The 23,624-nt window shown below is 70.4% G+C and carries 27 protein-coding genes; 14 read left to right on the top strand and 13 right to left on the bottom strand.

Annotated elements, in window-relative coordinates; translation table 11 throughout:
• Window positions 1-110 precede the first annotated feature (110 nt).
• Window positions 111-653, bottom strand: coding sequence for a metallophosphoesterase (locus J2744_RS11550; RefSeq protein ID WP_210113504.1), 543 nt, complete (start codon window positions 651-653; stop codon window positions 111-113).
• 419 nt (window positions 654-1,072) lie between these two features.
• Window positions 1,073-2,500 (bottom strand): hemolysin family protein, encoded by a 1,428-nt coding sequence (locus J2744_RS11555; RefSeq protein ID WP_210113505.1) that lies wholly within the window; start codon window positions 2,498-2,500, stop codon window positions 1,073-1,075.
• A gap of 165 nt (window positions 2,501-2,665) precedes the next feature.
• Between J2744_RS11555 and J2744_RS11560 the strand changes: the two genes are divergently transcribed.
• The 3 genes from J2744_RS11560 (at window position 2,666) to J2744_RS11570 (ending at window position 4,184) form a co-directional block, all read left to right on the top strand.
• On the top strand, window positions 2,666-2,962 hold the full coding sequence (locus J2744_RS11560) for a glutathione S-transferase N-terminal domain-containing protein (RefSeq protein WP_210113506.1): 297 nt from the start codon (window positions 2,666-2,668) through the stop codon (window positions 2,960-2,962).
• A gap of 1 nt (window position 2,963) precedes the next feature.
• Window positions 2,964-3,473 (top strand): redoxin domain-containing protein, encoded by a 510-nt coding sequence (locus J2744_RS11565; RefSeq protein WP_210113507.1) that lies wholly within the window; start codon window positions 2,964-2,966, stop codon window positions 3,471-3,473.
• Window positions 3,474-3,554: 81 nt separating this feature from the next.
• A complete protein-coding gene (locus tag J2744_RS11570) occupies window positions 3,555-4,184 on the top strand; it encodes an L-threonylcarbamoyladenylate synthase (protein ID WP_210113508.1) in 630 nt (209 codons plus the stop codon).
• Between the two features lie 33 nt (window positions 4,185-4,217).
• On the opposite strand, the gene J2744_RS11575 is transcribed toward J2744_RS11570, so the two are convergent.
• The 4 genes from J2744_RS11575 to J2744_RS11590 form a co-directional block, all read right to left on the bottom strand.
• On the bottom strand, window positions 4,218-4,484 hold the full coding sequence (locus tag J2744_RS11575) for an HAH_0734 family protein (protein WP_210113509.1): 267 nt from the start codon (window positions 4,482-4,484) through the stop codon (window positions 4,218-4,220).
• A gap of 115 nt (window positions 4,485-4,599) precedes the next feature.
• Window positions 4,600-5,343 carry a creatininase family protein gene (locus tag J2744_RS11580; RefSeq protein ID WP_210113510.1) on the bottom strand — a complete coding sequence of 248 codons (744 nt, stop codon included), beginning with the start codon at window positions 5,341-5,343 and terminating at the stop codon, window positions 4,600-4,602.
• A gap of 106 nt (window positions 5,344-5,449) precedes the next feature.
• The gene (locus J2744_RS11585; protein WP_210113511.1) at window positions 5,450-7,270 is read right to left on the bottom strand and encodes a ribosome biogenesis/translation initiation ATPase RLI; all 1,821 of its coding nucleotides are present in this window, start codon (window positions 7,268-7,270) and stop codon (window positions 5,450-5,452) included.
• A gap of 1 nt (window position 7,271) precedes the next feature.
• Window positions 7,272-7,580, bottom strand: a complete 309-nt coding sequence (locus tag J2744_RS11590; RefSeq protein ID WP_210113512.1) for an EMC6-like membrane protein — start codon at window positions 7,578-7,580, stop codon at window positions 7,272-7,274.
• Between the two features lie 283 nt (window positions 7,581-7,863).
• On the opposite strand from J2744_RS11590, the gene J2744_RS11595 reads away from it, so the two are divergent.
• Window positions 7,864-8,145, top strand: coding sequence for a MarR family transcriptional regulator (locus J2744_RS11595; protein WP_210113513.1), 282 nt, complete (start codon window positions 7,864-7,866; stop codon window positions 8,143-8,145).
• Window positions 8,146-8,330: 185 nt separating this feature from the next.
• Here the strand turns inward: J2744_RS11595 and J2744_RS11600 are convergent, their stop codons facing one another.
• A complete protein-coding gene (locus J2744_RS11600; protein ID WP_425544855.1) occupies window positions 8,331-8,636 on the bottom strand; it encodes a DUF7536 family protein in 306 nt (101 codons plus the stop codon).
• Window positions 8,637-8,777: 141 nt separating this feature from the next.
• Here J2744_RS11600 and J2744_RS11605 point away from each other — a divergent pair, with 141 nt between their 5' ends.
• The gene (locus tag J2744_RS11605) at window positions 8,778-9,752 is read left to right on the top strand and encodes a C-terminal binding protein (RefSeq protein WP_210113514.1); all 975 of its coding nucleotides are present in this window, start codon (window positions 8,778-8,780) and stop codon (window positions 9,750-9,752) included.
• A gap of 32 nt (window positions 9,753-9,784) precedes the next feature.
• Here the strand turns inward: J2744_RS11605 and J2744_RS11610 are convergent, their stop codons facing one another.
• Window positions 9,785-10,645 carry a DUF6663 family protein gene (locus J2744_RS11610; protein WP_210113515.1) on the bottom strand — a complete coding sequence of 287 codons (861 nt, stop codon included), beginning with the start codon at window positions 10,643-10,645 and terminating at the stop codon, window positions 9,785-9,787.
• A 114-nt stretch (window positions 10,646-10,759) separates the two neighbouring features.
• Here J2744_RS11610 and J2744_RS11615 point away from each other — a divergent pair, with 114 nt between their 5' ends.
• Window positions 10,760-11,437, top strand: coding sequence for a methyltransferase domain-containing protein (locus tag J2744_RS11615; protein WP_210113516.1), 678 nt, complete (start codon window positions 10,760-10,762; stop codon window positions 11,435-11,437).
• A gap of 21 nt (window positions 11,438-11,458) precedes the next feature.
• Here the strand turns inward: J2744_RS11615 and J2744_RS11620 are convergent, their stop codons facing one another.
• Together J2744_RS11620 and J2744_RS11625 are read right to left on the bottom strand one after the other, a co-directional pair.
• Window positions 11,459-11,905 (bottom strand): type IV pilin, encoded by a 447-nt coding sequence (locus tag J2744_RS11620; protein WP_210113570.1) that lies wholly within the window; start codon window positions 11,903-11,905, stop codon window positions 11,459-11,461.
• 157 nt (window positions 11,906-12,062) lie between these two features.
• Window positions 12,063-13,409: a DUF7094 domain-containing protein gene (locus tag J2744_RS11625; RefSeq protein ID WP_210113517.1), complete on the bottom strand. Its 1,347-nt coding sequence runs from the start codon at window positions 13,407-13,409 to the stop codon at window positions 12,063-12,065.
• A 199-nt stretch (window positions 13,410-13,608) separates the two neighbouring features.
• Between J2744_RS11625 and J2744_RS11630 the strand changes: the two genes are divergently transcribed.
• The 4 genes from J2744_RS11630 (at window position 13,609) to J2744_RS11645 (ending at window position 17,853) form a co-directional block, all read left to right on the top strand.
• Window positions 13,609-14,901 (top strand): helix-turn-helix transcriptional regulator, encoded by a 1,293-nt coding sequence (locus tag J2744_RS11630; RefSeq protein WP_210113518.1) that lies wholly within the window; start codon window positions 13,609-13,611, stop codon window positions 14,899-14,901.
• Window positions 14,902-15,006: 105 nt separating this feature from the next.
• Complete coding sequence (locus tag J2744_RS11635) at window positions 15,007-15,795, top strand: electron transfer flavoprotein subunit beta/FixA family protein (protein WP_210113519.1); 789 nt, start codon at window positions 15,007-15,009, stop codon at window positions 15,793-15,795.
• A complete protein-coding gene (locus J2744_RS11640; RefSeq protein ID WP_210113520.1) occupies window positions 15,792-16,739 on the top strand; it encodes an electron transfer flavoprotein subunit alpha/FixB family protein in 948 nt (315 codons plus the stop codon). Before J2744_RS11635 ends, J2744_RS11640 begins: the two co-directional genes overlap by 4 nt.
• A 130-nt stretch (window positions 16,740-16,869) precedes the next feature.
• Window positions 16,870-17,853, top strand: coding sequence for a replication factor C small subunit (locus J2744_RS11645; RefSeq protein WP_210113521.1), 984 nt, complete (start codon window positions 16,870-16,872; stop codon window positions 17,851-17,853).
• Window positions 17,854-18,348: 495 nt separating this feature from the next.
• Here J2744_RS11645 and J2744_RS11650 read toward each other — a convergent pair whose 3' ends face one another.
• Window positions 18,349-19,080, bottom strand: a complete 732-nt coding sequence (locus J2744_RS11650) for a DUF5781 family protein (RefSeq protein WP_210113522.1) — start codon at window positions 19,078-19,080, stop codon at window positions 18,349-18,351.
• A 144-nt stretch (window positions 19,081-19,224) separates the two neighbouring features.
• On the opposite strand from J2744_RS11650, the gene J2744_RS11655 reads away from it, so the two are divergent.
• Entirely contained in the window at window positions 19,225-20,247 is a 1,023-nt protein-coding gene (locus tag J2744_RS11655) for a WD40/YVTN/BNR-like repeat-containing protein (RefSeq protein WP_210113523.1), read from the top strand.
• Between the two features lie 46 nt (window positions 20,248-20,293).
• Here the strand turns inward: J2744_RS11655 and J2744_RS11660 are convergent, their stop codons facing one another.
• Together J2744_RS11660 and J2744_RS11665 are read right to left on the bottom strand one after the other, a co-directional pair.
• Complete coding sequence (locus J2744_RS11660) at window positions 20,294-21,013, bottom strand: queuosine precursor transporter (protein ID WP_210113524.1); 720 nt, start codon at window positions 21,011-21,013, stop codon at window positions 20,294-20,296.
• Window positions 21,006-21,263 carry a ribbon-helix-helix domain-containing protein gene (locus J2744_RS11665; protein ID WP_210113525.1) on the bottom strand — a complete coding sequence of 86 codons (258 nt, stop codon included), beginning with the start codon at window positions 21,261-21,263 and terminating at the stop codon, window positions 21,006-21,008. The genes J2744_RS11660 and J2744_RS11665 overlap by 8 nt, the downstream gene beginning before the upstream one ends.
• A 156-nt stretch (window positions 21,264-21,419) precedes the next feature.
• On the opposite strand from J2744_RS11665, the gene J2744_RS11670 reads away from it, so the two are divergent.
• From J2744_RS11670 to J2744_RS11680, 3 genes are read left to right on the top strand one after another with little or no spacing between them, the layout of a single operon-like run.
• A complete protein-coding gene (locus tag J2744_RS11670) occupies window positions 21,420-22,001 on the top strand; it encodes a biotin transporter BioY (protein ID WP_210113526.1) in 582 nt (193 codons plus the stop codon).
• A gap of 30 nt (window positions 22,002-22,031) precedes the next feature.
• On the top strand, window positions 22,032-22,829 hold the full coding sequence (locus tag J2744_RS11675; protein WP_210113527.1) for an energy-coupling factor ABC transporter ATP-binding protein: 798 nt from the start codon (window positions 22,032-22,034) through the stop codon (window positions 22,827-22,829).
• The gene (locus J2744_RS11680; protein WP_210113528.1) at window positions 22,826-23,539 is read left to right on the top strand and encodes an energy-coupling factor transporter transmembrane component T family protein; all 714 of its coding nucleotides are present in this window, start codon (window positions 22,826-22,828) and stop codon (window positions 23,537-23,539) included. The genes J2744_RS11675 and J2744_RS11680 overlap by 4 nt, the downstream gene beginning before the upstream one ends.
• Window positions 23,540-23,624: the final 85 nt, after the last annotated feature.

Below are 23,624 nucleotides of genomic sequence, written 5' to 3' on the forward strand. Positions count from 1 at the left end.
CCCCGTGCACACGACCGTCGGCCGGCCCGGCCGTCCGCGGGGTGTCGCGTTCGGTCCCCGCGGTCCGCGACGGCGACTCCCCCGCTACGCTTCTCACGCCCCTCTCGTTCTCACTCAGTACTTCCGCCCTCGATCCGGAACGTCTCGAAGGTCTCGCCGTCCGGCGTCACCAGCTTTCCCTCCAGTCCCCCCTCGTCTTCGGTCGGGTCGTCATCGGACGGGGTCAGCTCCGCGTGCGCCGGGCGATTGCCGCGCGGCTGCGCGTGGCTCCCCGGGTTCAGTATCGGCAGGCCGCCGGCGTCGTCGAAGCGGGGTCGGTGGCTGTGGCCGCAGATCACGGCGTCCGCGTCGCGGCCGCGCCCGAGCATGACGAGGCCCGTGTCGCCGCTGCGGTGGCGGTGCGTGACCGCGAACCGGACCCCGGCGTACTCGACGGTCCGCGCCTCTGGAATCCGGTCGCGGATCGCGGCGTCGTCGTTGTTGCCGTAGACGGCTCGGAGGCCGGCGGCGGCCGACTGAAAGGCGTCCAACACCGGCTCGCGGTAGAAGTCGCCCGCGTGGACCACCAGCTCCGCCTCGCGGACCGCCTCCGCGGTCCGTCCCTGGAGCTTCGACTCCTCGCGTGCGTGCGTGTCGGAGACGACGACGAGCATACCGACCGTCGGCGCCGCCGTAATTTAAAAAGCGCGCCTGCTGCGGTGGCGCGTGCCTCCGAGCGCCCACCGGGCGCGAGGAGCACGCGCGAGGGAGTCGCTGGCGCCGGCGGCGCCAGCGACGAGGCTGGGGAGGCGTGAGGCTGCGGTGCTGGGCGGTCCCGCGAGCGAAGCGAGCGGGAGCACGGAAGTCGCAGGCCGCGCAGCGAAGCGAGCAGGAACGTCTTCCGGAGTGGCGGGACTCAAAGAGGCAGTCGCGAGGCGGGCGCAGGCGTTCACGAGAACGAAGCTCTCGTGGGCCAATCAGAACGCTCCGCGTTCTGATGACGACGCAAGTAGCGTGGCGCTACGCGCCACGGAAAGCCGGCGGCGATTTAGAAACATCGCTCCGGTCTCCGAAAACCGTCTCCGACCGCGTCTTATTCTGTGTCGTTCTGGGCGGGTTCGCCGTCGCCGTCCGCCTCCACCGTCCCGTCGCCCTCGGTCGAGTCGGTCGTCTCCACCGGCGTGCTTGAGTCCTCTGCCGCGGCCGCGGCGCCATTGAGGACGGTGACGCGCGCGGACATGATTCGGGTGTTGTCGACGCGCTCGATCCGGATCCGGATCTGGTCGAACTCGATCTCCTCGCCCTCCTCGACGAGGCGGCCGGCGCGGTTGAAGACGAAGCCGGCGAGCGTCTCGAACTCCTCGCCCTCGGGGAGATCGATCCCGAGGATCTCGTTGACCTCGTCGATGTTCACCTCGCCTTGGACGACCGCGACGTTGTCGTCGACGAACTCCACCGGCGCCTCCTCGTCGCCCTCCAGGATCTCGCCGACGATCTCCTCGACCATGTCCTCCAAGGTGATGATCCCCTCGGTGGTGCCGAACTCGTCGATGACGGTGACCATCTGGAGGCGGTTGTCCTGCATCTCCGCGAGCAGCTCGTCGGCGTTCTTCGACTCGGGGACGTGGAGCGTGGGCTTGACCACCCGCTCTAAGGAGGGCTGTCCCTCGGAGTAGCGCAGCTCGCGGACCAGGTCGCGCACCGTGACCACGCCGATGATGTTGTCGAGGTTCCCCTCGTAGACGGGGACGCGCTCGTGGTCGGCCTGGATACACGTCTCGATCGCCTCCTCGACGGAGTCCTCCTTCGCGACCGCGGTGACGTCGAGCCGCGGCGTCATCACCTCCTTGGCGATGGTGTTATTAAAGCGGAAGATGCGGTCGAGCATCTCGCGTTCCTCCTCCTCGATGACGCCCTCGCGCTCGCCCGTCTCGATGATATCTTGAATCTCGTCGCGGGTGACGTACGTCGACTCGATGGCCGCCGAGCCGCCGATGACGGCGTTGACGCCCTTGACGATGTAGTCGAAGAGGACGACGAGCGGGTACAGCGCGTACTCGGAGAGCTTCAGCGGGCGGGCGATCCGGAGCGCCCACGACTCGGTGTTCTCGACCGCGTACGACTTCGGCGCGCTCTCGCCGAAGATCAGCACGAGCGTCGTGATTCCGAACGTCGTCGCCAGCACCGACTGGCCCCGCGAGAGGTAGATCCCGAACAGCGCGGTGGCGATGGAGGTCATCGCCACGTTGACGATGTTGTTGCCGACGAGGATCGTCACCAGCAGCCGGTGGGGGTTCTGTTTCATGTCCGCGATCGTCTTCGCGCCCGTCACCCCCTCGTCGACGAGGCTGTCGATGCGGTGTTGCGGCAGCGAGAACATCGCGATCTCGGACGAGGAGAAGAACGCCGAGAGCGCGACCAAAAAGAGGATCGCGGCGACGCCGAGAGCGGTCACGACGCTATCGCCCGGCATCGGTACCTGAAGGACGTCGACCAGCGGCGCGATAGACGACAAGCCCATATCCGTTTGTCATCCGTCGCCCCGCGATTAAAGCGTTCCCTTCGGCTCCCCTCGAGGCGGCCCGACCGACCGCGAGGTGCGCGTCTCGACGGTCGCGCAAACTCGCCGCGGCCGAGGGGTGCCGCTGCCGACACGATTACCCGTCTCGCGGGCGAATCACGCGGTATGAGCGAGCCACAGATCACCCTGTACCGGCTCCAGGCGTGTCCGTTCTGCGAGCGCGTGGTCCGGACGCTGAACGAGCTGGACCTGGAGTACCGGTCCCGATACGTCGAGCCGATGCACTCCGAGCGCAACGTCGTCAAGCGCGTCTCCGGCGCCCGGAGCGTCCCGGCGATCGTCGACCGCGAGACCGGCGTCACCATGTCCGAGAGCGCGAACATCGTCGAGTACCTCAAGGGGACCTACGGCGACGCGGCGACCGATGGTGGCCGCGCAGCCGACGCCGAGGGAGGTGCCTGAGATGCCCGACTTCGACGTCGTCTCCCTGCCCGAGACCGACCACGTCGCCGAGGGCGAGGTCGCGCCCGACTTCACCCGCCCGCTCGCGAACGACGAGTACTGGGAGGACCGCGCGCTCGACGACGTCGTCGACGGCCCGACGCTCCTGCTGTTCCACCCGATGGACGGCGCCTTCCAGGGGACGTACCTCTACAACACCGTCGACGACCACGGCTGGACCGACGACGTCGACGTGCTCGGTCTCTCCATCTCGACGCCGTACGCCCACAAGCGCCTGCTCGCCGACCGCGGCGACGGCGTCCGGATCTTCTCCGACCCCGGCGCGGACGTCATCGAGGAGTACGGTCTCGCCCACGACATCGACGGGATGACCGGGATCACCGAGAGCCGCCCGGCCGTCTTCCTCCTCGATTCCGACCGCACCGTCGAGTACGCGTGGGTGGCGAGCGAACACCCGGAGTTCCCCGACGCCGAGGCGATCGGCGACGCGGTCGCGGACCTCGTCGACTGACGCGACGGCGGCGAACCAACTGACGCGAACGTCGCGCATACACTCGTCACCCTTTTTCAACTCGGCGCCGAACGGTCGCGCGTGACCGCCGACACGAGCGCCGACCGACCGGACCGATCCGACGAGCTGCGCGCGGCGGCCGCCGCCGTCGACCGGGGGGACCTCGTCGTCTACCCGACGGAGACGGTGTACGGGTTGGGCGCCGACGCGCTCGACCCCGACGCCGTCGAGCGCGTCTTCGACCTGAAGGGCCGGGACCGGTCGAACCCGCTCTCGCTCGGCGTCGCGAGCGTCGACGACGCGCTCCGCTACACCCGCCCGACGGAGCTTGCCGTCGCCTTCGCGCGGGCGTTCCTCCCGGGACCGGTGACCGTCGTCGTCGAGCGCGGCGACCGGGTGCCCGACGCGCTCACCGCCGGGCGCGACCGGGTCGGGATCCGCGTGCCGGACCACGACCTCGCGCGGGCGCTGCTGGCCGAGACCGGTCCGCTCACGGCGACGAGCGCCAACGTTTCGGGAACCGGCAGCGTCACGCACCCGAACGACCTCGACGACCGGATCCGCGAGGGGGTCGCCGCCGTGATCGACGACGGAGAGGCGCCCGGCACTGAGAGCACGGTCGTCGACCCCGAGGCGGGGACGATCCACCGCCGCGGCGCGATGGCCGGCGCGATCGAGGCGTGGCTGGCGGACCCGCCGGTAGAGGAGTGAGGTGTGCCGGCGAAAAGCGGTCGTTCGCGCGGGTTAGACCGACAGCTCGCCTTTCGCCTTGACCACGTCGAGGTCCTCTGCGTCGACCGTCTCGACGTCGAGCCAGTGGGGGACGTACTCGCGTTTGTCGTACGCCTCGCGCTCCTCTTCGGTGCCGACGGTACACCAGAGCTGCGGCTCGTCCGGGCCGTGCCAGCCGCCCTGAACGTTGATTCCGAAACAGACCAGCTCCTCGCCGTCGTGCTCGATCACCGCGTCCCGCCGAATGTCGGGGTCGCCGCGGATGATGAGGTGGTACATGTGCCGGCGTTCGCGTGTTCCGGGCTTAATCGCTTCGATACCGCGGATCGGATCGCGGCGCCCCCGCGCCCGCTCACCGGCGGTAGCGCGGGCGGGCGCTCGGAGCCCCGTCCGCTCACCACCCTCGATCGAGGTCCTCGACGAGCGCGCCGAGGATCTCCCGGGTCGTCGCGGCGACGATCGGTTCGAGCGCGTCCGGGTCGCTGTTCGTCGGGTCGCCCAGCCCGCCCAACTCGGTCACCTCGTCGAAGTACTCGTAGCTCCGCGTTCGGGGCATCTCCTCCGCCTCCTGCGGTTCCTTCTTCTCGGTCCGGACGAGGTCCGGGCGGTACAGCTCGACGAAGCTCGTCTCGTGGTCGCCGGCGTGGCCCCACCCCTCGCCGAACGCCGCCTCCAACTCCTCGCGCGCGAAGTCCGTCCAGTGGACGAAGTGGACCGTGAGGTCGGTGTCGCGGCCGAGCCGGTCGGCGGCGACCGACAGCGGCTCGCGGTTCCCGCCGTGGCAGTTCACGACCAGCAGGCGGTCGACGCCGTGTTCGGCCACCGATTCGCCGATCTCGCGGACCACGTCGACGTACGTCTCCGTCGAGAGGGTGACGGTCCCCGGGAAGCGCATGTGGTGCTCCGACTGGCCGTACGGCAGCGTCGGGAGCCGCAGCAGGTCGAGGTCGACCTCGTCGGCGGCGTCGACGAGTTCGGCGGTGAGGTGGTCCGCGCGGAGCGTGTCGGTCGCGAGCGGGAGATGCGGACCGTGCTGCTCGATGCTCCCGGTCGGGAGGACCGCGAAGTCGGCCTCGTCGACCGCGCTTTCGGCGTCCTCCCACGTTATGCCGAACAGGTCGGCGTCGGTCTCGGGCATGGCAGTGGGTCCGCAGTCGGGCGAGGAAAAGTTCGGGGTAGCGGCGAAGGGAGACGGCGGGAGGCGGGGTGGCGGCGCGGGCGAACGAGTCGTCGACGCGTCGGCCTCAGCCCGAGTAGTAGTACTCGCCGTCGCGCTTCTGCTGGCTGTCGAGCTGCGACCCCGGCTTGTTGATTCGGGGGCGCCCCGTGCGCTCGTCGCGGCGGAAGGTGATCTCGAGGTCGGCGAGGAACTCGTTCATGCCGTCGCGCATGTCCTGGGGCGGCGCGGCGCGGCCGCGCTCGGCCGGCTCGCCGTCGAACACCATCAGGCGGTCGGCGAGCAGGTCGATCATGTAGATGTCGTGGTCGATCACCATCACCGTCGCGTCGTGGTTCTCGGCGTACCGCCGGATCGCGGTCGTCGCCCGCACGCGCTGTTCCACGTCGAGGTGGGCCGACGGCTCGTCGAGCAGGTAGAGGTCGGCGTCGTCGGAGAGGCACGCCGCGATGGCGACGCGCTGGCGCTCCCCGCCCGAGAGGTCCGAGAGGTTCTGCTCCATCACGCGCTCTAACTGGAGCGGCTGGGCGATCTCGGTGTTCCAGTACGAGGAGCCGAACTCGTCGGTGATCGAGGCGAGGAACGCGTCGACCCGCATGTGCTGGTCGATGTCGATGTACTGCGGCTTGTAGGAGATGTCGAGCGCGAAGTCCAGCTCGCCCTCGTCGGGCGTCAGGTCGCCAGTGAACAGCTGCGCGAGCGTGGACTTCCCGATCCCGTTCGGACCGACGACGCCGAGCACCTCGGAGCGGTTGATCTCGCCGCCCTCGACGTGAAGTTCGAACTCGCCGTCGCCGTACGACTTCGTCATGTCGGGGTACTCGATCAGCGTCTCGCTCCGAGAGGCGACCCGCGGCGCGTGCTCCTCGAAGGTGATCGCCGACGGGCGGATCCGCATGTTCTCGTTGTCGAGGTACCCCTTCAGGTACTCGTTGATCCCGTTTCGGACCGACTTGGGGTCGGTGATGACCCCGTACGCGCCCGGCTCCCCGTACGCGACGTGGAGGGTGTCAGCGAGCAGATCGAGGATGGCGAGGTCGTGTTCGACGACGAGCATCGACCGGTCCGCGGCGTCGTCGTCCGCCAGCTCGCGGATGAGCCGGGCGACGATCATCCGCTGGCCGATGTCGAGGTACGGCGTGATCTCGTCGAGGAAGTAGAAGTCGGCGTCGCGCGCGAGACACGCCGCGATGGCGACGCGCTGGAGCTCGCCGCCGGAGATGGAGTCGATGTCCTGGTCCATCACCGGTCGGATGTTGAGCCGGTCGACGAGGTCGTCGAGCGCGCCGCGCTCGTCGGTGCGCTCCAGCAGTTCGCGGGTGTTGCCGTCGAACTGGTTCGGAATCTGGTCGACGTACTGCGGCTTGCGCGCGACCGTCACGTCGCCCGCCTTCAGCGATTCGAGGTAGTTCTGGAGACCGGTGCCGCGGAAGCGGTCGAGCACGCGCTCCCAGTCGCCGTCGGCCGCGTGGTCCCCGAGGTTCGGGACCATCTCGCCGGCGAGCGCGTGGACCGCGGTCGACTTCCCGATCCCGTTCGGCCCGAGGATGCCGGTGACGCTGCCCGGCTCCGGCGTCGGGAGGCCGTACAGTGAGAAGGCGTTGTCGCCGTAGCGGTGGACCGGGTCGTCGTCGAGCTCGGAGGGGAGGTTGATGATCTCGATCGCGTCGAACGGACAGGAGTTGACGCAGATGCCGCAGCTCTCGCCCAGACAGATCTCCTCGGAGATGTGGATCTGGTCGGGGTCGCCCTCCTCCGCGTCCTCGCCCCGCTTCGTGATACACTCCTTGCCCGTCCGGTTGGGCGGGCAGTCCTTCATACACTCGTAGTTGCAGCGGTCGGGCTGACACCGATCGAGGTCCACGACCGCGATACTGTCGTCGGCCATCTCAGATCCCCAGGTCGACGGCGGACGTCAGCAGCACGGTGTAGCTGATGAACCAGAGGGTGAACGTGAGAAACGCCACGTAGAGGTTGTCTTTGATCCCGAGGTCGCCGACGCCGACCGCCTTGAACACCGGGTACTGGACGATGACGAACGCCCCCAACACGAAGACCGCGGTGGTGCTCGCCGCGGCGGCGGGGTCGGTCCCGACGTAGACGGCCGAGACGAGGCCGGCGGCGATGCCGGCGAGACAGCAGATGGTCGTGACGACCACGCCGCGGGCGTGGTCGGACAGGCCCGAATCGTCGCTCATGCCTTCGGATCCGCGAGCGCCCGTGAAAAACCGTTCGTTCCGGCCGTCGCCCACGGTCGCGACGCGCCAGCCGCGGAGCGGCGCCGCCCGTCCGTCGGCGCGCGCCGCCGCGGCCGAAGCGCGCGCGAACCGAATCGCTGACTGACTGGTCAGTCCAGCGGGTGGAAACCAGGTAATGTTGCTGGTTTCGGGCGCAAAATGCGGCGTATATCTCCGGTAAACGGCGGTTTGGCGGGGATGCTCCATCAACATTTATGAGCGTGTACGGTTTCGAATCGTAACGATGGAAGGAACCCAAACGGAGGGTCTCGACGACCTCCCGCCGAGCGCCAAGCTCGTCTTCAAGGTGCTCGAGTACAACGGACCGCTGACCCAGAAGGGGATCGTCCAAGAGTCGATGCTTTCGGCCCGCACCGTCCGATACGCGCTCGAACGGCTGGAGGGTATCGACGTCGTCGACGAGGACGTCTACTTCGCTGACGCCAGGCAGAACCTCTACAAGCTCACGGAGCCGGCACAGGAGTTCACCGCCGACGAGAGCGAGACCTCCTGTACCGCCGACTGACTCGTCGCCCTCGATCCCCGTCCGGTTTCGGTCTCTTAGTCCCCCGTGGCGCCGATCCCGAGCGACGCGTCTCGGCCGCTCCGGACGACACGTCTCGGCCGCTCCGGACGACACGTCTCGGCCGCTCCGGACGACACGTCTCGGCCGCTCCGGACACCGCAGTATCGGTTACTCCGGCGACGCGGCTACTCCGGACGGTCCAGTCCGTCTTCGCGCGCGCCGCGGACCGCCGTCGCGATCGTGAGGACGACGGCGACGAACAGCGCCGACGTCGCCGCCAACACGAACGCCAGCAGGAGGAACCAGGCGTCCGGCCCGAACAGCGGGTAGTCCCGCGCGTCGATCACCGGTCCGAGCAGTTCCAAGGTTCTGACGAGGTACAGCAGGACCGCGAACAGTGCACCGACCGCCGCCCCGATCCGAACGTTGCGGTAGAAGGACAGCGACTCCAGCAGGACCAGCATCGGCGGTTTCGAACGCTCGTCGCTCACGACGGATCGTCGGGGCGGCGGCCGCAAAGAGCCATCGGAACGCGACGCGCGGACGCCGATCCCTCACGATCGAAACGGACGTACGAAGGCCTGACAGCGTTAGTGACAGCCGTCAAGTGGATCGGGGGAGAAGCCCGGCGTATGCCCAAAGTTGTGCTGTCGGCGTTCCCGATGATAGACCCGGAGACGTACCGCGATGTCCTCGGCGGCGCCGTCGACGAACCGGTCGACGTCGAGGTCGCGGAGTTGGGGTCGACCGAGCGGCTGATCGAGGCGGCGGCCGGCGCCGACGCAGTCGTCACCGACATCAACACGCCCGTCACCGAGGCGGCGCTCGACGCCCTGGACCTCCGAGTCGTCGTTCGCTCGGCCGTCGGCGTGGACAACGTCGACGTCGCGGCGGCGGCGGAGCGCGGCGTGGTCGTCACCCGCGTTCCCGACTACTGTACCGACGAGGTGGCGGCCCACTCCGTCTCGCTGCTTTTCGCCTGTCTGCGCTCGCTGAAGGCGTACGACGACGCGGTCGCGGCCGGCGGGTGGAGCTGGGAGACCGGCGTCCCGATCCGGCGCGTGAGCGCGTCGACGATCGGGCTGCTCTCGTTCGGGCCGATCGCTCGGCGGGCGGCCGAGCAGCTCTCCGGGTTCGGCGCTGACCTCGTCGCGTACGACCCGTTCGTCGACGCCGACGAGATGGCCGAGCACGGCGTCGAGAAGGTCGAGTTGAAGGGACTGTTCGACCGCGCCGACCACGTCGGCGTCTACGCGCCCCTGACGGACGCGACGCGGGGGATCGTCGACGCGGACGCGCTGGCGCGGCTGAGCGAGGACTCGGTCGTCGTCAACGTGAGCCGCGGCCCGGTCGTCGACGGCGACGCCCTGCTCGACGCGCTGGACGCCGGGGAGATCAAGGCCGCCGGACTCGACGTGCTCGCCGAGGAACCGCCCGAGGACGACCCGCTCGTCGGTCGCGACGACACGGTCGTCACGCCGCACGCGGCGTGGTACAGCGAGGAGGCCAGAGACGACTTGAATCGGAGCGGCGCGGCCGACGTGGCGGCCGTCCTCAACGGCGAGACGCCCGAGGGCCGCGTCGATCCCGACGCCGACTGGCTGTAACGCGGCGGTGGTCGCGAGAGTGGAGAAAGCGCCTACAGGCGGTCGAGTGCGTCGAAGTCGTCCCCGCCGTCGAGGTCGTCGTCGGGACCGTCCGAGCCGTCCGAGCCGTCCGAACCGTCCGAGCCGGCGGGAACGGCGGGGTCCCTGCCGTCTCCGCCGCCGGGGTAGCTCGCGTCGAGTCCGGCGGCGAGACCCGGACCGAGGTCGTAGGTGTCCCGGACGGTCTGCGCGAGCACGCCGTCGCGGTCGAAGACGACGTAGACGGCGACGAACTCGTGTGCCGCGGGGCGTAACACGAACACCTCCCGCGGGTCGTCGTCGTCCCGCGAGTCGTTCACGCGCGCGACGAGCGGCTCGATCGGGAGCCGGCCCGTACGCACCTCCTCGAAGGCGTCGCTGCCGGGACCGTCCGCGAAGAGGTACAGCGCGCCGTTGGGGTCGCCGTCGTTCGACCGGGTCGTGATCGAGCCGACCGGCTCGCCCTCGGCGCGGATCTGCTTCCAGGTCTCGACGGCCGCCTCGAACATCCCCTCGACCTCGTCCGCGAAGCGGAACCGCGTCTCGCGGACGACCTCGACCTCGCGGAAGCGAGCGGAGCCGTCGGTCCACGCCAGCGTCGCGTCGACGACGAAACCGGGCCGGAGCGCGTCGACGGCGTCCGCGAGGTCGCCCTCGTACCCGTCCGCGGTCGCGTAGAGCGGGTCGTACCGGTCGGCGACGTCGGGGTCGGTCGGATCGACCGGCTCGTCCGCGATCTCGACGAGGACGAACTCCTCGGCGTCGACGGAGTCGGTAGCCGCGGCGGCGTCGGCGACCGCGCCCGCGCCGTCGTCGATGTCCGGCCGCTGGCGGCGGTCGTGGACGCGGAACCGGCCGCTCGTCGTCGGGTCCATACCCGACGGTGGGGCGGAGCGCGGAAAAGGCGGTCGGAAGCGAGGCGCCGAAGGGGACGCTCGTCGCCCGCGGATCCGTGTCGTTATGGGGCGGGCGGCCCAACGAACCGGTAAATGGGGATCCTCGAGGACAAGTCGAACGCCCGGCTCTTCTACAAGTACCTCTCGAAGGTGTACGACCGGGTCAACCGCTTCAACTGGAGCGAGGAGATGCGCGCTGAGGCGCTCTCGTGGCTGGAGTTCGGCGCCGACCCGACGGTGCTCGACGTGGGGTGTGGCACCGGGTTCGGCACCGAGGGACTGCTCGAACACGCCGACGACGTCCACGGTCTCGACCAGAGCGTCCACCAGATGGAGAAGGCGTTCGAGAAGTTCGGGAAACGCGACCGCGTGAACTTCTACCGCGGCGACGCCGAGCGGCTCCCGTTCCGCGACGACACGTTCGACGTGGTCTGGTCGTCCGGCTCCATCGAGTACTGGCCTAACCCCGTCGAGGGGCTCCGGGAACTCCACCGCGTCGCGAAGCCCGGGGGACAGGTGCTCGTCGTCGGTCCCGACTACCCGCACAACCCGATCCTCCAGCGGGTGGCCGACGCGATCATGCTGTTCTACGACGCCGACGAGGCGGACCGGATGTTCGAGGCGGCCGGCTACGAGGAGTTCGAACACCACATCCAGCGGGCCACGCCCCAGAGCCCGCGAGCGATCACGACCGTCGCCCGGGTCCCGGGCGGCGACGGGTCGGACGCGGCCGGCTCCGACGCGGACCCGGCGGCGCCCGACGCGGAATAACCCGCCGTCCCCGGCGCATTCTCACCCCGCTTCGACGACTGTCTCCAGCGACGCGATCGGCTGTCCGTCGGCCGTGATCTCGACCGCGACCGTCCGCCCCGGTTCGAGCGTCGGGTCGTTGGTCCCGGCGACGCGGAACGTCGCCGTGTCGCCGACGCGCCACGCGTCGTCGCTGGCGGCGTTGAACGGACCGGTCGGGCCGGGGCGGAAGCCGGCCGCCGAGAAGAACGGGACCGGCGGCTGCTCGTCGAGCGGTTCGCCGTCGACGCGGACGCGGACCGTCACGTCCGCGACGTCGATCGGGTCGCCGCCGCGATGGTCGATCGCGATCCGGTCGTCGGTCGCCGACAGCGACAACACCGCCGACGGCGGCACCGTCGCGCTCGGGCCGTCGAGCGCGGCGGTCGCGACGCCTCCGGCCAGCACGACCGTGATCGCGATCAGCAACACGCCCGCGACGGGCGCCATTCCGCGACCGGCGTGACGAACGACTGATGACACGGCGGCGTTGGAGCGGGTTCGTATAAAAGGAGTCGCTCACCGAGCGGCGGTCGGCCCGCGGAGCGACGGAGCGGACCGAGACGAGGGGATCGAAACCGGGCGTGGGTGGCCCGGGAAGAGACGCTCACTCGTCGCCGATCGGTCTCGGCGTCGGGAGCGGTTCGATGTCGCCGCCGACGACGACGCGAGGCTCGTCGACGACCGTGATGCGGTACGTCTCGGCCGGCGAGAGCGTCCGGACGACGCCGGCCGCGTCGGTCGTTCCGATGGCTTGGCTGTCGCCGTCGCCGACCGATTTGGTGACGGTGACGTTGGGGACGGGGTCGCCCGTTTCGTCGTCGAGGACGGTGACGGTCACCGGTCCCCCGGGGTAGGTCCGCTCGACGGTGACGTTGAACCCGTCACCGCTCTCCGAGACCGGTTCGCTGTCGGGGAACGCGGCGAGATCGATCCGCTGGTGTTCGACGAACACCTGTTCGGTACCGCCGCTGACGAAGGTTCGGAGGGTGCCGAACTCGTGCGGGATCGTGATCCGCTGGACGGCGCCCGCGCCGAACGCGTCCGGCTCGCGGAGCGACGCCGTCTCGGGGTACGCCGCCTCGGTCACTTCGATCGCCAGGTCGTTCGAGATGGGACCGCCGCCGCGGTCCCAGCGGTCGGTCCGGAACACCTCGCGGACGTACTCGCCGTCGGTGACGGTCGCGAGCACGACCGCGCCTTGGCTCGACGCGACGTACATGTCGGTCGGCGGGGACTGTCCCCTGGCGGTCGCGAGCGCGGTGTCGCGGACCGGACCCTCGTACACCTGTAACGCCACCTGAAGCTCGTCGAGCCGACCGGGCGAGCTGAAGCCGTCGGTCGCCTCGGCGAGCGCGTCCAGCTCGTCGAGGCGCTCGTCGTACTCGCGGGCGGTCGCGGACACGCGGACGAGTTCGTCGACCAGTTCGCGGTCGGACAGCTCCCCGGCTGCGTGCGCGGTGAAGGCGTTCGCCTGTTGGCTGTTGAGCGCCACCTCCGCGCGCTCGACGCGGTTGATCTCCGCGAGGATCTGCTGTTGGCGTTCGACGGTCGACTCGGCGCGTTCGATCCGACGGACGACGGCGGCGGTCTCGACGGCGGCGTCGGCGTCCGCGGTGGCGAAGCCGAGCGAGGAGCCCAGGTCGGGACCGCGGGTGTACGTGCTGACGCGCGTCTCCGCACCCGACGGCGTCGACAGCGTCCGGAGCGTGAGATTCGCTCGGTCTATCTGGGGTGTCGACGTTTGTCCGGCGACCGGCGACGCCGAACCGGCCGAGGGTGTCGAACCGGTGGACGACGCCGAACCGGTGGACGACGCCGAACCGGCGGAGAGGGTCGAATCGGTGGACGACACCGACTCGGCGGGCGGCGAGGCGGCGCCCGGTGCGGCGACGGAAGCGACCGGCGCCACGAGCAGCAGGACCGCGACGACGGCGATCGGGAGGGCTCTCATCGTCTGCCGGTTCGCCCCGCGATACAAAAAATCCACCTACTGCGAGCGGACGTCGGGAGCGCCCGCGAGGGCGGGCAGAATCGACGCGGCGACGGAATCGGTCGCGTCCGCAAATGTGACGGGGAGATTCGGTGGAGCGTCCTGTCAAAAAATAGCGTATGGAAAGCGTTTTGCCCGGCGCGCGAGTGACCCGAGACGTATGCGGAACCCCGCCCTTCGCGCGCTTCTGGTCGTGCTCGTCGCGCTCGCGTTGATCGCGAGCGCAGGCGGCGCGGTCGGCGGCGCGGTCACGGCTCCCTCCACCCTCGACGCGGACGACGCTCCGCCCGACGCCTCCGTCGACGGCGACGCGCCGCGTCCTGCCGAGTCGCTCGAGCGCCGATCGGAGGCGCTTCGACAGCAGACCGCCGACGCCATCACGTCGCCCTCGGCGACGCAGATCCGGCTCGAACTGAACCCCGACCGCAGCGCCGACTGGACCGTGGCCGTGCGGTACTCGCTGGCGGACGAAAACGAGACGGAGACGTTCGAGACCGCGGGCGAGCGGTTCCGTACCGGCGAGGTCGGCCCGGACGCCGAGCTGTTCGAGGGACTCCGCCGCGAGGCGAACCGAAACGTCGACCGGTCGATGGAGATCAACGATGTCGACCGCGAGGTCGTCGTCCACGAGAACCCGGACGAGTTCGACGTCGCCACGGAGGATGCGGTCGCAGTCGGCGAACTTCGGTTGACGTTCACCTGGACGGCGTTCCTCGATCAGGACGGCGAGAGCCTCGTCCTCGGCGACGCGTTGACGACGCCGGGCAACGAGACCTGGCTGCGCAGCCTCGAATCGGCCCAGACCCTGGAGGTGGCGACCCCGGAGGGGTACACCGTCACCGGAACGCCGAGCACGGCCGTGACGCGGCTCTCGGACGGCGACGTGATCATCGAAGGTCCCCAGACGTTCGACGGGGGCGAACCCGTGGTGATCGTCTACGGTCCCGCGGGCACGCCGCCGTGGGGGATGGTGATGGCCGCGGTCCTGCTCGCGGCGACCCTCGTCGCCGGGAGCGTCGTCGGGTACCGCCGGGTCAGCGCCGAGGACGACGATGCCGACGAGCCGGCGGCGACCGGCGACAGCGAAGCGACGAGCGGAGGCGGTCGCACCCCCGTCGCCGACCCGAACACGGCTGGAGCGCCCGAAACCGACGCCGAAGAGGCGACCGACGGGGACACCGAGGAGCCGGACCTCTCGCTGCTCTCGGACGAGGAGCGCGTCGAGCGGCTCCTCGACGAGAACGGCGGCCGGATGCGGCAGGCCGACATCGTCGCCGAGACCGGGTGGTCGGACGCGAAGGTGTCGCAGTTGCTCTCGGCGATGGCCGACGAGAGGCGCGTCGAGAAGCTCCGGCTCGGGCGCGAGAACCTCATCTCGCTGCCCGACGACGAGGAAGGCGAGCGCGGTGGTGGGGACGGCGAAAGCGGTGACGGAGACCGCGTCGGCGACTGAGATCCCCGAACCCGGGCCTGAAGCTCCGCCGGAGGTCCCGGAAACCGTTGTTCCGCGGTCGACCGTTCCGAAAATCATTACAGGGCGAACGACCGAGTATCGATCATGAAAGTTCTGGTAACCGTCAAGGAGGTCGCGGAGGCGGACGACGACTTCGCGATCGAGGGGACCGACATCGCCGAGTCCGACCTCGAGTACGACCTCAACGAGTGGGACGACTACGCCGTCGAGGCCGCCGTCCAACTGGCCGAGGCGGGGGTCGCGGACGAGGTCGTGACCGTCACTATCGGTCCCGAGCGCGCCGAGGAGACGATCCGGATGGCGCTCGCAAAGGGCGCGGACCGCGCGGTCCGCGTCTGGGACGACTCGCTGGAGGGGTCGTTCCCGGACGTCGCCTCGAAGGTCGACCTGTTCGAGGCGGTCGTCGCGGAAGAGGAGCCGGACCTGGTCCTCGGCGGGGTTCAGGCGGCGGACACCGGGTTCGGCGCGACCGGCGTCGCGCTGGCGGAGCGGATCGGTTTCGAACACGCCGCGGTCGTCAACCACCTGGACGTCGACGCGGACGCGGGCGTCGCGCACGTCCACCGCGAGCTGGAGGGCGGCGTCGAGGAGCTGACCGACGTGGACCTCCCCGCGGTGTTGACGGTCCAGACCGGTCTCAACGAGCCGCGGTACGCGAGCCTCCGCGGGATCCGACAGGCGCAGCGCAAGGAGATCGCCGCGACGGACCTGGCCGACCTCGGCGTGACCGCCGCGGACGTGGAGAGCGCGCTGACGATCACCGAGATGTACGAGCCGGAGAGCGAGTCCGACGCGGAGATCATCGAGGGCGACGCCGGGGAGTCCGCGGGTCGCCTTGCGGAGGTCCTCCGCGAGAAGGGGGTGGGCGCGTGATGAGCGTGCTCGTCGTCGCCGAACACCGCCGCGGAGACCTCCGAGACGTCTCGTACGAGGCGATCACGGCCGGCCGAGAGCTCGCCGACGCTCGCGGCGGCGACCTCCACGTGGCCGTGATCGGCGGCGACGTCGACGGGTTCGCGGAGGACCTGAACCGCGAGGGCGTCGACGGGATCCACGCCGTCGCCGACGGCGAGGAGTTCGACCACAACGCCTACCAGGCGGCGGTCTCGACGCTGGCGGAGCGGCTCGACGCCGGCTCGGTGGTGGTGCCGAACTCCGTCAACGGACTCGACTACGCGCCCGCGCTCGCGGAGGCCCTCGGCGTCCCGATCGTGACCGACGCGGTCGGAATCGAGTACGACGACGGGCTCACCGTCACCCGCGAGATGTACGGCTCGAAGGTCGAGACGACCGTCGACGTCGCCGGCGACCGGTTCGTCCTCACGGTCCGCGGCGGCGAGTGGCCGCCCGCGGAGGGCGTCGGCGACGCGACCGTCGAGTCGGTCGAGGTCGACATCCCCGAGTCGGGCGCCCGCGTCACGGGCTTCGAGGAGGTCGGCGGCGGCGACGTCGACATCGCGGACGCCGACGTGCTCGTCTCGGTCGGGCGCGGCATCGAGGAGGAGGAGAACCTCGAACTGGTCGAGGGCCTCGCGGACGCGCTCGGCGCGACGCTGTCGGCCTCGCGGCCGATCGTCGACAACGGCTGGCTCCCGAAGAACCGGCAGGTCGGCCAGTCGGGGAAGGTCGTCACGCCGGACGTGTACATCGCGATCGGCATCTCCGGCGCGGTCCAGCACGTCGCCGGGATGAAGGGGTCGGACACGATAATCGCGATCAACACCGACCCGAACGCCCCCATCTTCGACATCGCGGACTACGGGATCGTCGGCGACCTCTTCGACGTGGTGCCCGAACTCATCGACGAGTTCGCCTGAGCCGATCGACGAGTTCGCCTGAGCCGACGCCCGCGATACGTTCTGCCGCCCGTCCGCTCCGGCGGCGATCCGTTCCGCCGCCCGTCCGTTCTCGGTTCGTTTATCACCCCGCCGACCCTCGGATCGGGCAATGAGCGAGGCCGACGAGCAGGCGGCTGCGACCGCGACCGGGCGGGAGATCTGGATCGAGAAGTACCGGCCCCAGACCCTCGACGACATCCACGGCCAGGAGGAGGCCGTCGAGCGGCTTCAGAGCTACATCGATCAGGACGACGTTCCCCACCTGCTCTTTTCAGGACCTGCGGGCGTGGGAAAAACCACCGCGGCGACCGCCATCGCCAGACAGGTGTACGGCGAGGAGAACTGGCGCGGCAACTTCCTCGAACTCAACGCCTCAGACCAGCGCGGGATCGACGTGGTGCGCGACCGGATCAAGGGGTTCGCGCGCTCCTCGTTCGGCGGCGACTTCAGGATCGTGTTTCTTGATGAGGCCGACAGCCTCACGGATGATGCACAGGCAGCGCTCCGCCGGACGATGGAGCAGTTCTCCGACAACACCCGATTCATCCTCTCGTGTAACTACTCGTCGAAGATCATCGACCCGATCCAGTCGCGCTGCGCCGTCTTCCGGTTCTCGCCGCTCTCGGACGAGGCGGTCGGCGGGATGATCCGCGAGATCGCGGCCGCCGAGGAGATCGAGGTGACCGACGAGGGAATCGACGCGCTCGTGTACGCGGCCGACGGCGACATGCGTCGCGCGATCAACTCGCTTCAGGCCGCGGCGACGACCGGCGACGTGGTCGACGAGGAGGCGGTGTACGCGATCACGGCGACGGCCCGACCCGAGGAGATCGAGTCGATGGTGACCGACGCGTTGAACGGCGACTTCGCGCGGGCGCGCTCGACGCTCGACACGCTCCTCACGGAGACCGGGATGGCCGGCGGCGACGTGATCGACCAGCTCCACCGCTCCGTCTGGGAGTTCGAGCTGAGCGAGCGCGAGGCGGTGCGGCTCATGGAGCGCATCGGCGAGGCCGACTACCGGATCGCCGAGGGCGCCAACGAGCAGGTCCAGCTTGAGTCGCTGCTCGCGGCGCTTTCACTGGACGAATAGCGAGAGACGGATCTCGGATTCTCGGTCGGTCACTCGCAAGCGGCTGCCGGAGACTCGGCGGTGAACGCCTCCAAAGCCCCAGCCGCAAGGGCTTGATGCGCTGGCTGCGCGCTTCAGTCGCTCGCGTTGCTCGCTCCCTCCAGTGCTTACGTCGCGCGTTTTCGTCCTCGCGACTGCCCCTTTGAGTCCCGCCCCTCCGGAAGACGTTCCTGCTCGCTTCGCTGCGCGGGAACGCCCAGCACAGCAACCGCGCCTTACGCCTCCCCAGCCTCGTCGGTGGCGCTAGGCGCCAGCGACTCCCTCGCGCGTGCTCTCGCCGGCGGCGAAGCCGCCGGCTGTCAGAGAGACCGAAGGTCTCTCACTACTCGCAGCCGCCTTCGGCGGCCACTCGGCGGCACGCGCCACCGCAATTCAGTTTATAACAATCGCGGTGGTCGGCCTCGCCTCAAAAAGGCGTAGCCCGCAATTCGGCCGTCCGTGTGCCGCGTTCCGTTTTTAAACGGCGTAGGCGCGGGCGGCCGCGACGAGCGCCTTCCGATAGTCGCTCTCGGAGGGGTCGTGGCCGAGGTCGAGGAATCTGTTTTTGAACGCGTCGACGTCGACGGCGTCGGTGTCGCTGCCGGCCGCGCGCGCGAGATCGTAGATCCGGTGATCGGGTCCGGCGATGTCGTGTCGCTCGACGAGGGCGAGCGCGAACGCGGCGTTGACGGCCGTGATCTCGGGGTCGGCGCCGGCCGTCACCGGCGGCGAGCCGGTGCGCGACACGTCGGGGCGGTCCGCCACCGCGGCCGCCAGCGTCGACTCGAGGAAGCCGAGGAGCTTGTCCGCGGGCGCCACCGAGAGCGTGATGTCGTCGGCGTAGATGTCCTTCATGTGGTTCGCGATCTGGTAGCAGTGCGCGAGCTTGCGGCGCTCGACCTCCTCGCCGGAGAGCCCGAGGTACAGCGCCTCCTCGGTCGACTGGAGGTGCGATGGGTGGCCCTCCTCGTAGCGCGCCATGTGCGCGAGCTCGTGGATCGCCAGCTCGCGCGCCATCGCGCTCGTGGCGGCCCGCCGCGAGACGTTCAGGACGTGGTGGTCGTCGTAGTGGCCGGCCCAGGTCCGCTCGTCGGGGTCCTCGCGGACCACGACGCGGACCGGCGACTCGACGGAGCGCTCGGTCTCGAAGAGGTCCGCGGCGCCGAGAAACGGGTCGGGGGGAACGTCCCCTTGGACGCGAAGATCCATGTGTACAGTTCGCACGGGAGCGGGCGGTAAGTCTCTTGCGCTCGTGGAACCCCGGGTCGCGGCGTCACGGCGTCGCCGCGCCGACAACTCGGATTTCCCGGAGCCCGGCGTACGCTTTTGAGCCTCCCGGCCGAACTCCGACCCATGCGCGTCTACGCGGCCTACGACGACGGGCTCCGGATCGTCGACCCCGAGACGGGCGCGGTCGAGACGCGCCTGTCCGGCCAGCGCGTCGAGTGCCTCTCCGTCGCGACCCCCGATACGACCGACGAGGCGGGAGAAACTGCGGACCGCGCGCCGCGCGTCCTCGCGGGGACGTTCGACGCCGGGTTGTTCCGCTCCGTCGACGGCGGGGAGCGGTTTTGCCGGGCGGCCGCCCCGACGCTGGGTCCCGAGGGGTCCGGCCCGGACGGGGTGACCGCGGTCGCGACCAGCCCGCACGACCCCGCGGTCGTCTGGATCGGCACGGAGCCGTCGCGGGCGTACCGCTCCGCGGACGGCGGCGAGACGGCTCAGCGCGTCGGCGGGCTGACCGATCTCCCCTCCGCCGACGAGTGGTCGTTCCCGCCCCGTCCCGACACGCACCACGTGCGGTGGATCGAACCCTGCCCGGCGGACCCGGAGCGGTGGCTGCTCGGCATCGAGGCGGGCGCGCTCGTCGTGACGCCCGACGGCGGCGAGACGTGGACCGACCGCCCGCCGGGGTCCCGCCGCGACACGCACGCGATGGCGACGCACCCGGACGCGCCCGACCGCGTCTACGCCGCCGCCGGCGACGGCTTCGCCGAGAGCGACGACCGCGGCGACTCGTGGCGCGTCCGCGACGCCGGTCTCGATCGCGGCTACGTCTGGGGGCTCGCGGTCGACCCCGGCGACCCGGACACGGCGCTCGTCAGCGCGGCGGAGAGCGCGACGGCCGCCCACCGCCGCGGCGAGGCGCACCTGTACCGCTACCGCCGCAACGAGGGATTCGATCGGCTCGACGACCGCGGGTTTCCGACCGGAGAGGGCACCTATCGGGCCGTGTTGGCGTCCGGTCGCGCCGCCGGAGCGATCTGGGCGCTCTCGAACCGCGGCCTCTTCGTCACCCGCGACGCGGGCGACTCCGTCGAGCAGGTGCCTGCCGACCTCCCCGACCGTCCGGCGCGGGCGCTGGCGGTCGCTTGAGCCGAGGGAAACGGAGCGAACGAGGACCGAGCGCGGCCGCTCTGGATCAGTCCCGGACCGCGCCGACGATCAGGTAAACGACCGGCGTGTCGAGGACGGCGATGGCGAGTTTGAGGAGGTACTGGCCGAGTCCGAGCGCGAGCAGCGCCGGCGGGTCGAACACCGGCCCGACGCCGAGCAGCAGCGGCGCGGCGTAGAAGGCGACCCCGACGAAGATGACGGTGTCGATGGCCTGGCTCGTCGCCGTCGACGCGAGGTTACGGAGCCACAGCATGCGCTCCCCGGTGCGGTCGCGGATCGCGTGGAAGATGAACACGTCCCAGTTCTGGCTGACGACGTACGCCAGCAGGCTGCCGACGACGATGTTCGCCGCCGGCCCGAGCGCGGTCTGGAAGGCGGCCGACACCTCGGGGTCGACCCCGGGCGCCGCGAGCGTCGACCACACCAGCGCTAACACGAGGAAGTTCGCGAGGAACGCGACGTTGACGACGACCTGCGTCGCCCGCCGGCCGTACAGCTCCGCGTAGCAGTCCGACGCGAGGAACGTAAGCGCGTACGCGAGCGCCGCGCCCGGCAGGGTGATCTCCGGGCCGACGACCGGCAGCGCGAACGGGAGCGGGAGCGCGAGCACCTTCGCGGCGGTGAGCTGCGAGGTCGCGAGCGCGACCGTGAACAGCGTGATGAGCGCCACCGCCGCGACCGCCGGCCGGTCCAGCGGATCGGGTCGGAAGGGACCGCCCTCGCCGCTCGCGGTTCGGCTACTCATCGGTCTCCTCCGCCGACCCTCTCGTCCCCGAATCGCCGACCGTCGCCTCGGTCGCCGACCCGGCCGCGGTCGACGGCGCGTCTTCGTCGAGCCGGTCGTGGCGGGCGTCGATCTCGTCGAGCAGGTCGAGGTTCTTACGGATCGAGGCGCGCACCGCGTCGCTGCGGTTCACGAACTTCCCGTCGTCGCCGACGTGATCGTCGAGGTCGGCGAGCAGCTCCGCCGGAATCTCGACGCTTATCTTGGGCATACTCGCGTCGTGGACGCCGGGCGGGCATGAACGTTATTATCTGAGGATTATCGGGAGAGTCTACGGGTGCTCGGAACGGCTGTGTGTCGCTTCACCCTCGCCCGCTCCGGACTCGTAAACCGCTACGTTGAAGTGAGTTTACGAGTCCGTTCAGCCATGGCTACGAACACGGAGTCCGTCGACCTCGTCGGCGACGAGGCGGCGACGAACCTCGCTCGCGCCGCGCTGTTCGCGGCGATCGTCGGGGCGTTCGCGTACGTGACGTTCCAGAATCCGGTCTCGCCGGTGGACGTGACCCTTCAGGTGCTCGGCGTCTTCCTCGCGGGGATCTTCCTCGGTCCGGTGTGGGGCGGCGCGTCGCTGGTCCTCTACCTCGCGGCCGGGGCGCTCGGGGCGCCCGTCTTCGAGGGCGGGTCGGCCGGCGTCGGCCAGCTCGTCGGGCAGTCGGCCGGCTACCTCTGGTCGTACCCGATCGCCGCGGCGGTCGTCGGCGCGGTCGTCCACCGCGGCGCGACGCTCCGCGACCTCGACTCCGTCGGTCTCCCCGTTCTCGTCGGCGCCATGGTCCTCGGGACCGTCGTCATCTACGGGTTCGGCGTCGCCGGTCTCATGCTGGTGTTGTCGCTCGGCCCGGTCGAGGCGATCGCCGCCGGCGCCGCCGCGTTCCTCCCGGCCGAGGCCCTGAAGATCGCCGCCGCGGTCGGCGTCGTCAGGTCCGACGCGATCGCCGCGGCGTGAGGCGCTCGTGAGTACACGCGAGGTGCGACCGTGATCGAACTCGACGGTGTCACGTGTCGGTACGGCCGCGGCGCGGGCGAGGGAGGAGACGACGGTGACGCCGATTCCGATGGCGACGCCGACGACGGCGCTACCGGCACCGTCGCGGTCGACGACGCCTCCCTCTCGGTCCCCGACGGCGAGTTCCTCGTCGTCGCGGGCGCGAACGGCTCGGGCAAGACCACCCTCGTCAGGACGTTCAACGGCCTCGTCGATCCGGACGCCGGGACGGTCTCGGTGAACGGGACTCCCGTCGACGGGGACCTCGTCGCCGCGCGCTCGGCGGTCGGGATGGTGTTTCAGGATCCCCGCGACCAGCTGGTCGCCGCGACCGTCGGGGCCGACGTCGCGTTCGGTCCGGAGAACCTCGGCCTCTCCCACGACGAGATCGACCGGCGGGTCGACGAGGCGCTCGCGGCCGTGAACATGTCGGGTCGGGAGCGCGAGCGGATCGACTCCCTCTCCGGGGGCGAGCGCGAGCGCGTCGCGATCGCTGGCGCGCTCGCGATGGAGCCGGACCACCTCGTGTTGGACGAGCCGTTCACCGGTCTCGACGAGCCGGCCCGGCGGTCGGTCGTGGATCGACTCCGAGCGCTTCACGCCGAGGGGACGAGCGTCGTCGTCGTCACGCACGACCTCCGCGACGTGGCCGCGCTCGCCGACCGGATCGTCGGGCTGGCAGACGGGCGGATCGCGGTCGACGCGCCGCCGCGGGAGGCGGTCTCGGCGCTGCCCGGGCTGGACGTACGGGTGCCAGAGGGCGGCGAATTCGGAAAGCCGACCGGATGACGCTATCCTTCGTCCCCGGCGACTCGCTCGCCCACCGGCTCGACCCGCGGTCGAAGCTGCTCGTCCAGGTCGCGTTCGCGGCCGTCGCGTACGCGTACACGACGCCCCGGGGACTGGCCCTTCTCACCCTCGTCGCCGTCGGCTGCCTGCTCGCCGCCGACGGGGGCATCCGGGATCTGTGGAGCTATCGGGTCGCGCTCCCGGTCCTCCTCTTCGCCCCCGTCGTCGCTGGCGCGACGCTCGGCGCGCCGTGGTTTCGGGTCGAGCGCGCCGCCGTGACGGGACTCGCGAGCTACCGCGTCTTCCTGCTGCTCGTCGTCGCGGCCGCGTACGTGCGATCGACCCCCGTCCGGGAGTCGCGCGCGGCGGTCCAGCGGACGATCCCCGGGCGTCCGGGCGTGTTCCTCGGGGTCGGCGTCGCGCTCGTCTTCCGGTTTCTCCCCCTGCTGAAACGCGACCTCGCGGCCTCGCGCGCGGCGGTCCGAGCGCGGCTCGGCGCGGAGCGCTCCCGCCGCGAGCGGATGCGACTGGTCGCGGTCGGCGGACTTTCGCGGGCGTTCTCTCGGGCCGACCGCCTTGGGACCGCACTCGTCGCCCGGTGTTTCGCGTGGAACCCGACGCTCCCGCGCTTAGCGTTCCGGCGCGTCGACGCCCCGGCGCTGGCGCTCGCCGCGTCGATGTTCGCTGCCGCGGTGTTGCGAGTCGTCTGACGCCGCGCGCGAGGCGCGCCCGGTCGGCGACTACGGTGGGGCGCCGGGATCCGAAACCGCGTGAACGGCGAGCGACGACCTCCGC

This window comes from Halorubrum trapanicum (assembly GCF_017873555.1).
In the GTDB taxonomy this organism is placed as follows: domain Archaea; phylum Halobacteriota; class Halobacteria; order Halobacteriales; family Haloferacaceae; genus Halorubrum; species Halorubrum trapanicum.

What these genes read in the sequence shown, in the direction of transcription:
- J2744_RS11550 (WP_210113504.1), bottom strand. Translation starts at nt 653, where the DNA reads ATGCTCGTCGTCGTCTCCGACACGCACGCACGCGAGGAGTCGAAGCTC.
- J2744_RS11555 (WP_210113505.1), bottom strand. Translation starts at nt 2,500, where the DNA reads ATGGGCTTGTCGTCTATCGCGCCGCTGGTCGACGTCCTTCAGGTACCG.
- J2744_RS11560 (WP_210113506.1), top strand. Translation starts at nt 2,666, where the DNA reads ATGAGCGAGCCACAGATCACCCTGTACCGGCTCCAGGCGTGTCCGTTC.
- J2744_RS11565 (WP_210113507.1), top strand. Translation starts at nt 2,964, where the DNA reads ATGCCCGACTTCGACGTCGTCTCCCTGCCCGAGACCGACCACGTCGCC.
- J2744_RS11575 (WP_210113509.1), bottom strand. Translation starts at nt 4,484, where the DNA reads ATGTACCACCTCATCATCCGCGGCGACCCCGACATTCGGCGGGACGCG.
- J2744_RS11580 (WP_210113510.1), bottom strand. Translation starts at nt 5,343, where the DNA reads ATGCCCGAGACCGACGCCGACCTGTTCGGCATAACGTGGGAGGACGCC.
- J2744_RS11585 (WP_210113511.1), bottom strand. Translation starts at nt 7,270, where the DNA reads ATGGCCGACGACAGTATCGCGGTCGTGGACCTCGATCGGTGTCAGCCC.
- J2744_RS11590 (WP_210113512.1), bottom strand. Translation starts at nt 7,580, where the DNA reads ATGAGCGACGATTCGGGCCTGTCCGACCACGCCCGCGGCGTGGTCGTC.
- J2744_RS11595 (WP_210113513.1), top strand. Translation starts at nt 7,864, where the DNA reads ATGGAAGGAACCCAAACGGAGGGTCTCGACGACCTCCCGCCGAGCGCC.
- J2744_RS11605 (WP_210113514.1), top strand. Translation starts at nt 8,778, where the DNA reads ATGCCCAAAGTTGTGCTGTCGGCGTTCCCGATGATAGACCCGGAGACG.
- J2744_RS11610 (WP_210113515.1), bottom strand. Translation starts at nt 10,645, where the DNA reads ATGGACCCGACGACGAGCGGCCGGTTCCGCGTCCACGACCGCCGCCAG.
- J2744_RS11615 (WP_210113516.1), top strand. Translation starts at nt 10,760, where the DNA reads ATGGGGATCCTCGAGGACAAGTCGAACGCCCGGCTCTTCTACAAGTAC.
- J2744_RS11620 (WP_210113570.1), bottom strand. Translation starts at nt 11,905, where the DNA reads ATGGCGCCCGTCGCGGGCGTGTTGCTGATCGCGATCACGGTCGTGCTG.
- J2744_RS11625 (WP_210113517.1), bottom strand. Translation starts at nt 13,409, where the DNA reads ATGAGAGCCCTCCCGATCGCCGTCGTCGCGGTCCTGCTGCTCGTGGCG.
- J2744_RS11630 (WP_210113518.1), top strand. Translation starts at nt 13,609, where the DNA reads ATGCGGAACCCCGCCCTTCGCGCGCTTCTGGTCGTGCTCGTCGCGCTC.
- J2744_RS11635 (WP_210113519.1), top strand. Translation starts at nt 15,007, where the DNA reads ATGAAAGTTCTGGTAACCGTCAAGGAGGTCGCGGAGGCGGACGACGAC.
- J2744_RS11645 (WP_210113521.1), top strand. Translation starts at nt 16,870, where the DNA reads ATGAGCGAGGCCGACGAGCAGGCGGCTGCGACCGCGACCGGGCGGGAG.
- J2744_RS11650 (WP_210113522.1), bottom strand. Translation starts at nt 19,080, where the DNA reads ATGGATCTTCGCGTCCAAGGGGACGTTCCCCCCGACCCGTTTCTCGGC.
- J2744_RS11655 (WP_210113523.1), top strand. Translation starts at nt 19,225, where the DNA reads ATGCGCGTCTACGCGGCCTACGACGACGGGCTCCGGATCGTCGACCCC.
- J2744_RS11660 (WP_210113524.1), bottom strand. Translation starts at nt 21,013, where the DNA reads ATGAGTAGCCGAACCGCGAGCGGCGAGGGCGGTCCCTTCCGACCCGAT.
- J2744_RS11665 (WP_210113525.1), bottom strand. Translation starts at nt 21,263, where the DNA reads ATGCCCAAGATAAGCGTCGAGATTCCGGCGGAGCTGCTCGCCGACCTC.
- J2744_RS11670 (WP_210113526.1), top strand. Translation starts at nt 21,420, where the DNA reads ATGGCTACGAACACGGAGTCCGTCGACCTCGTCGGCGACGAGGCGGCG.
- J2744_RS11680 (WP_210113528.1), top strand. Translation starts at nt 22,826, where the DNA reads ATGACGCTATCCTTCGTCCCCGGCGACTCGCTCGCCCACCGGCTCGAC.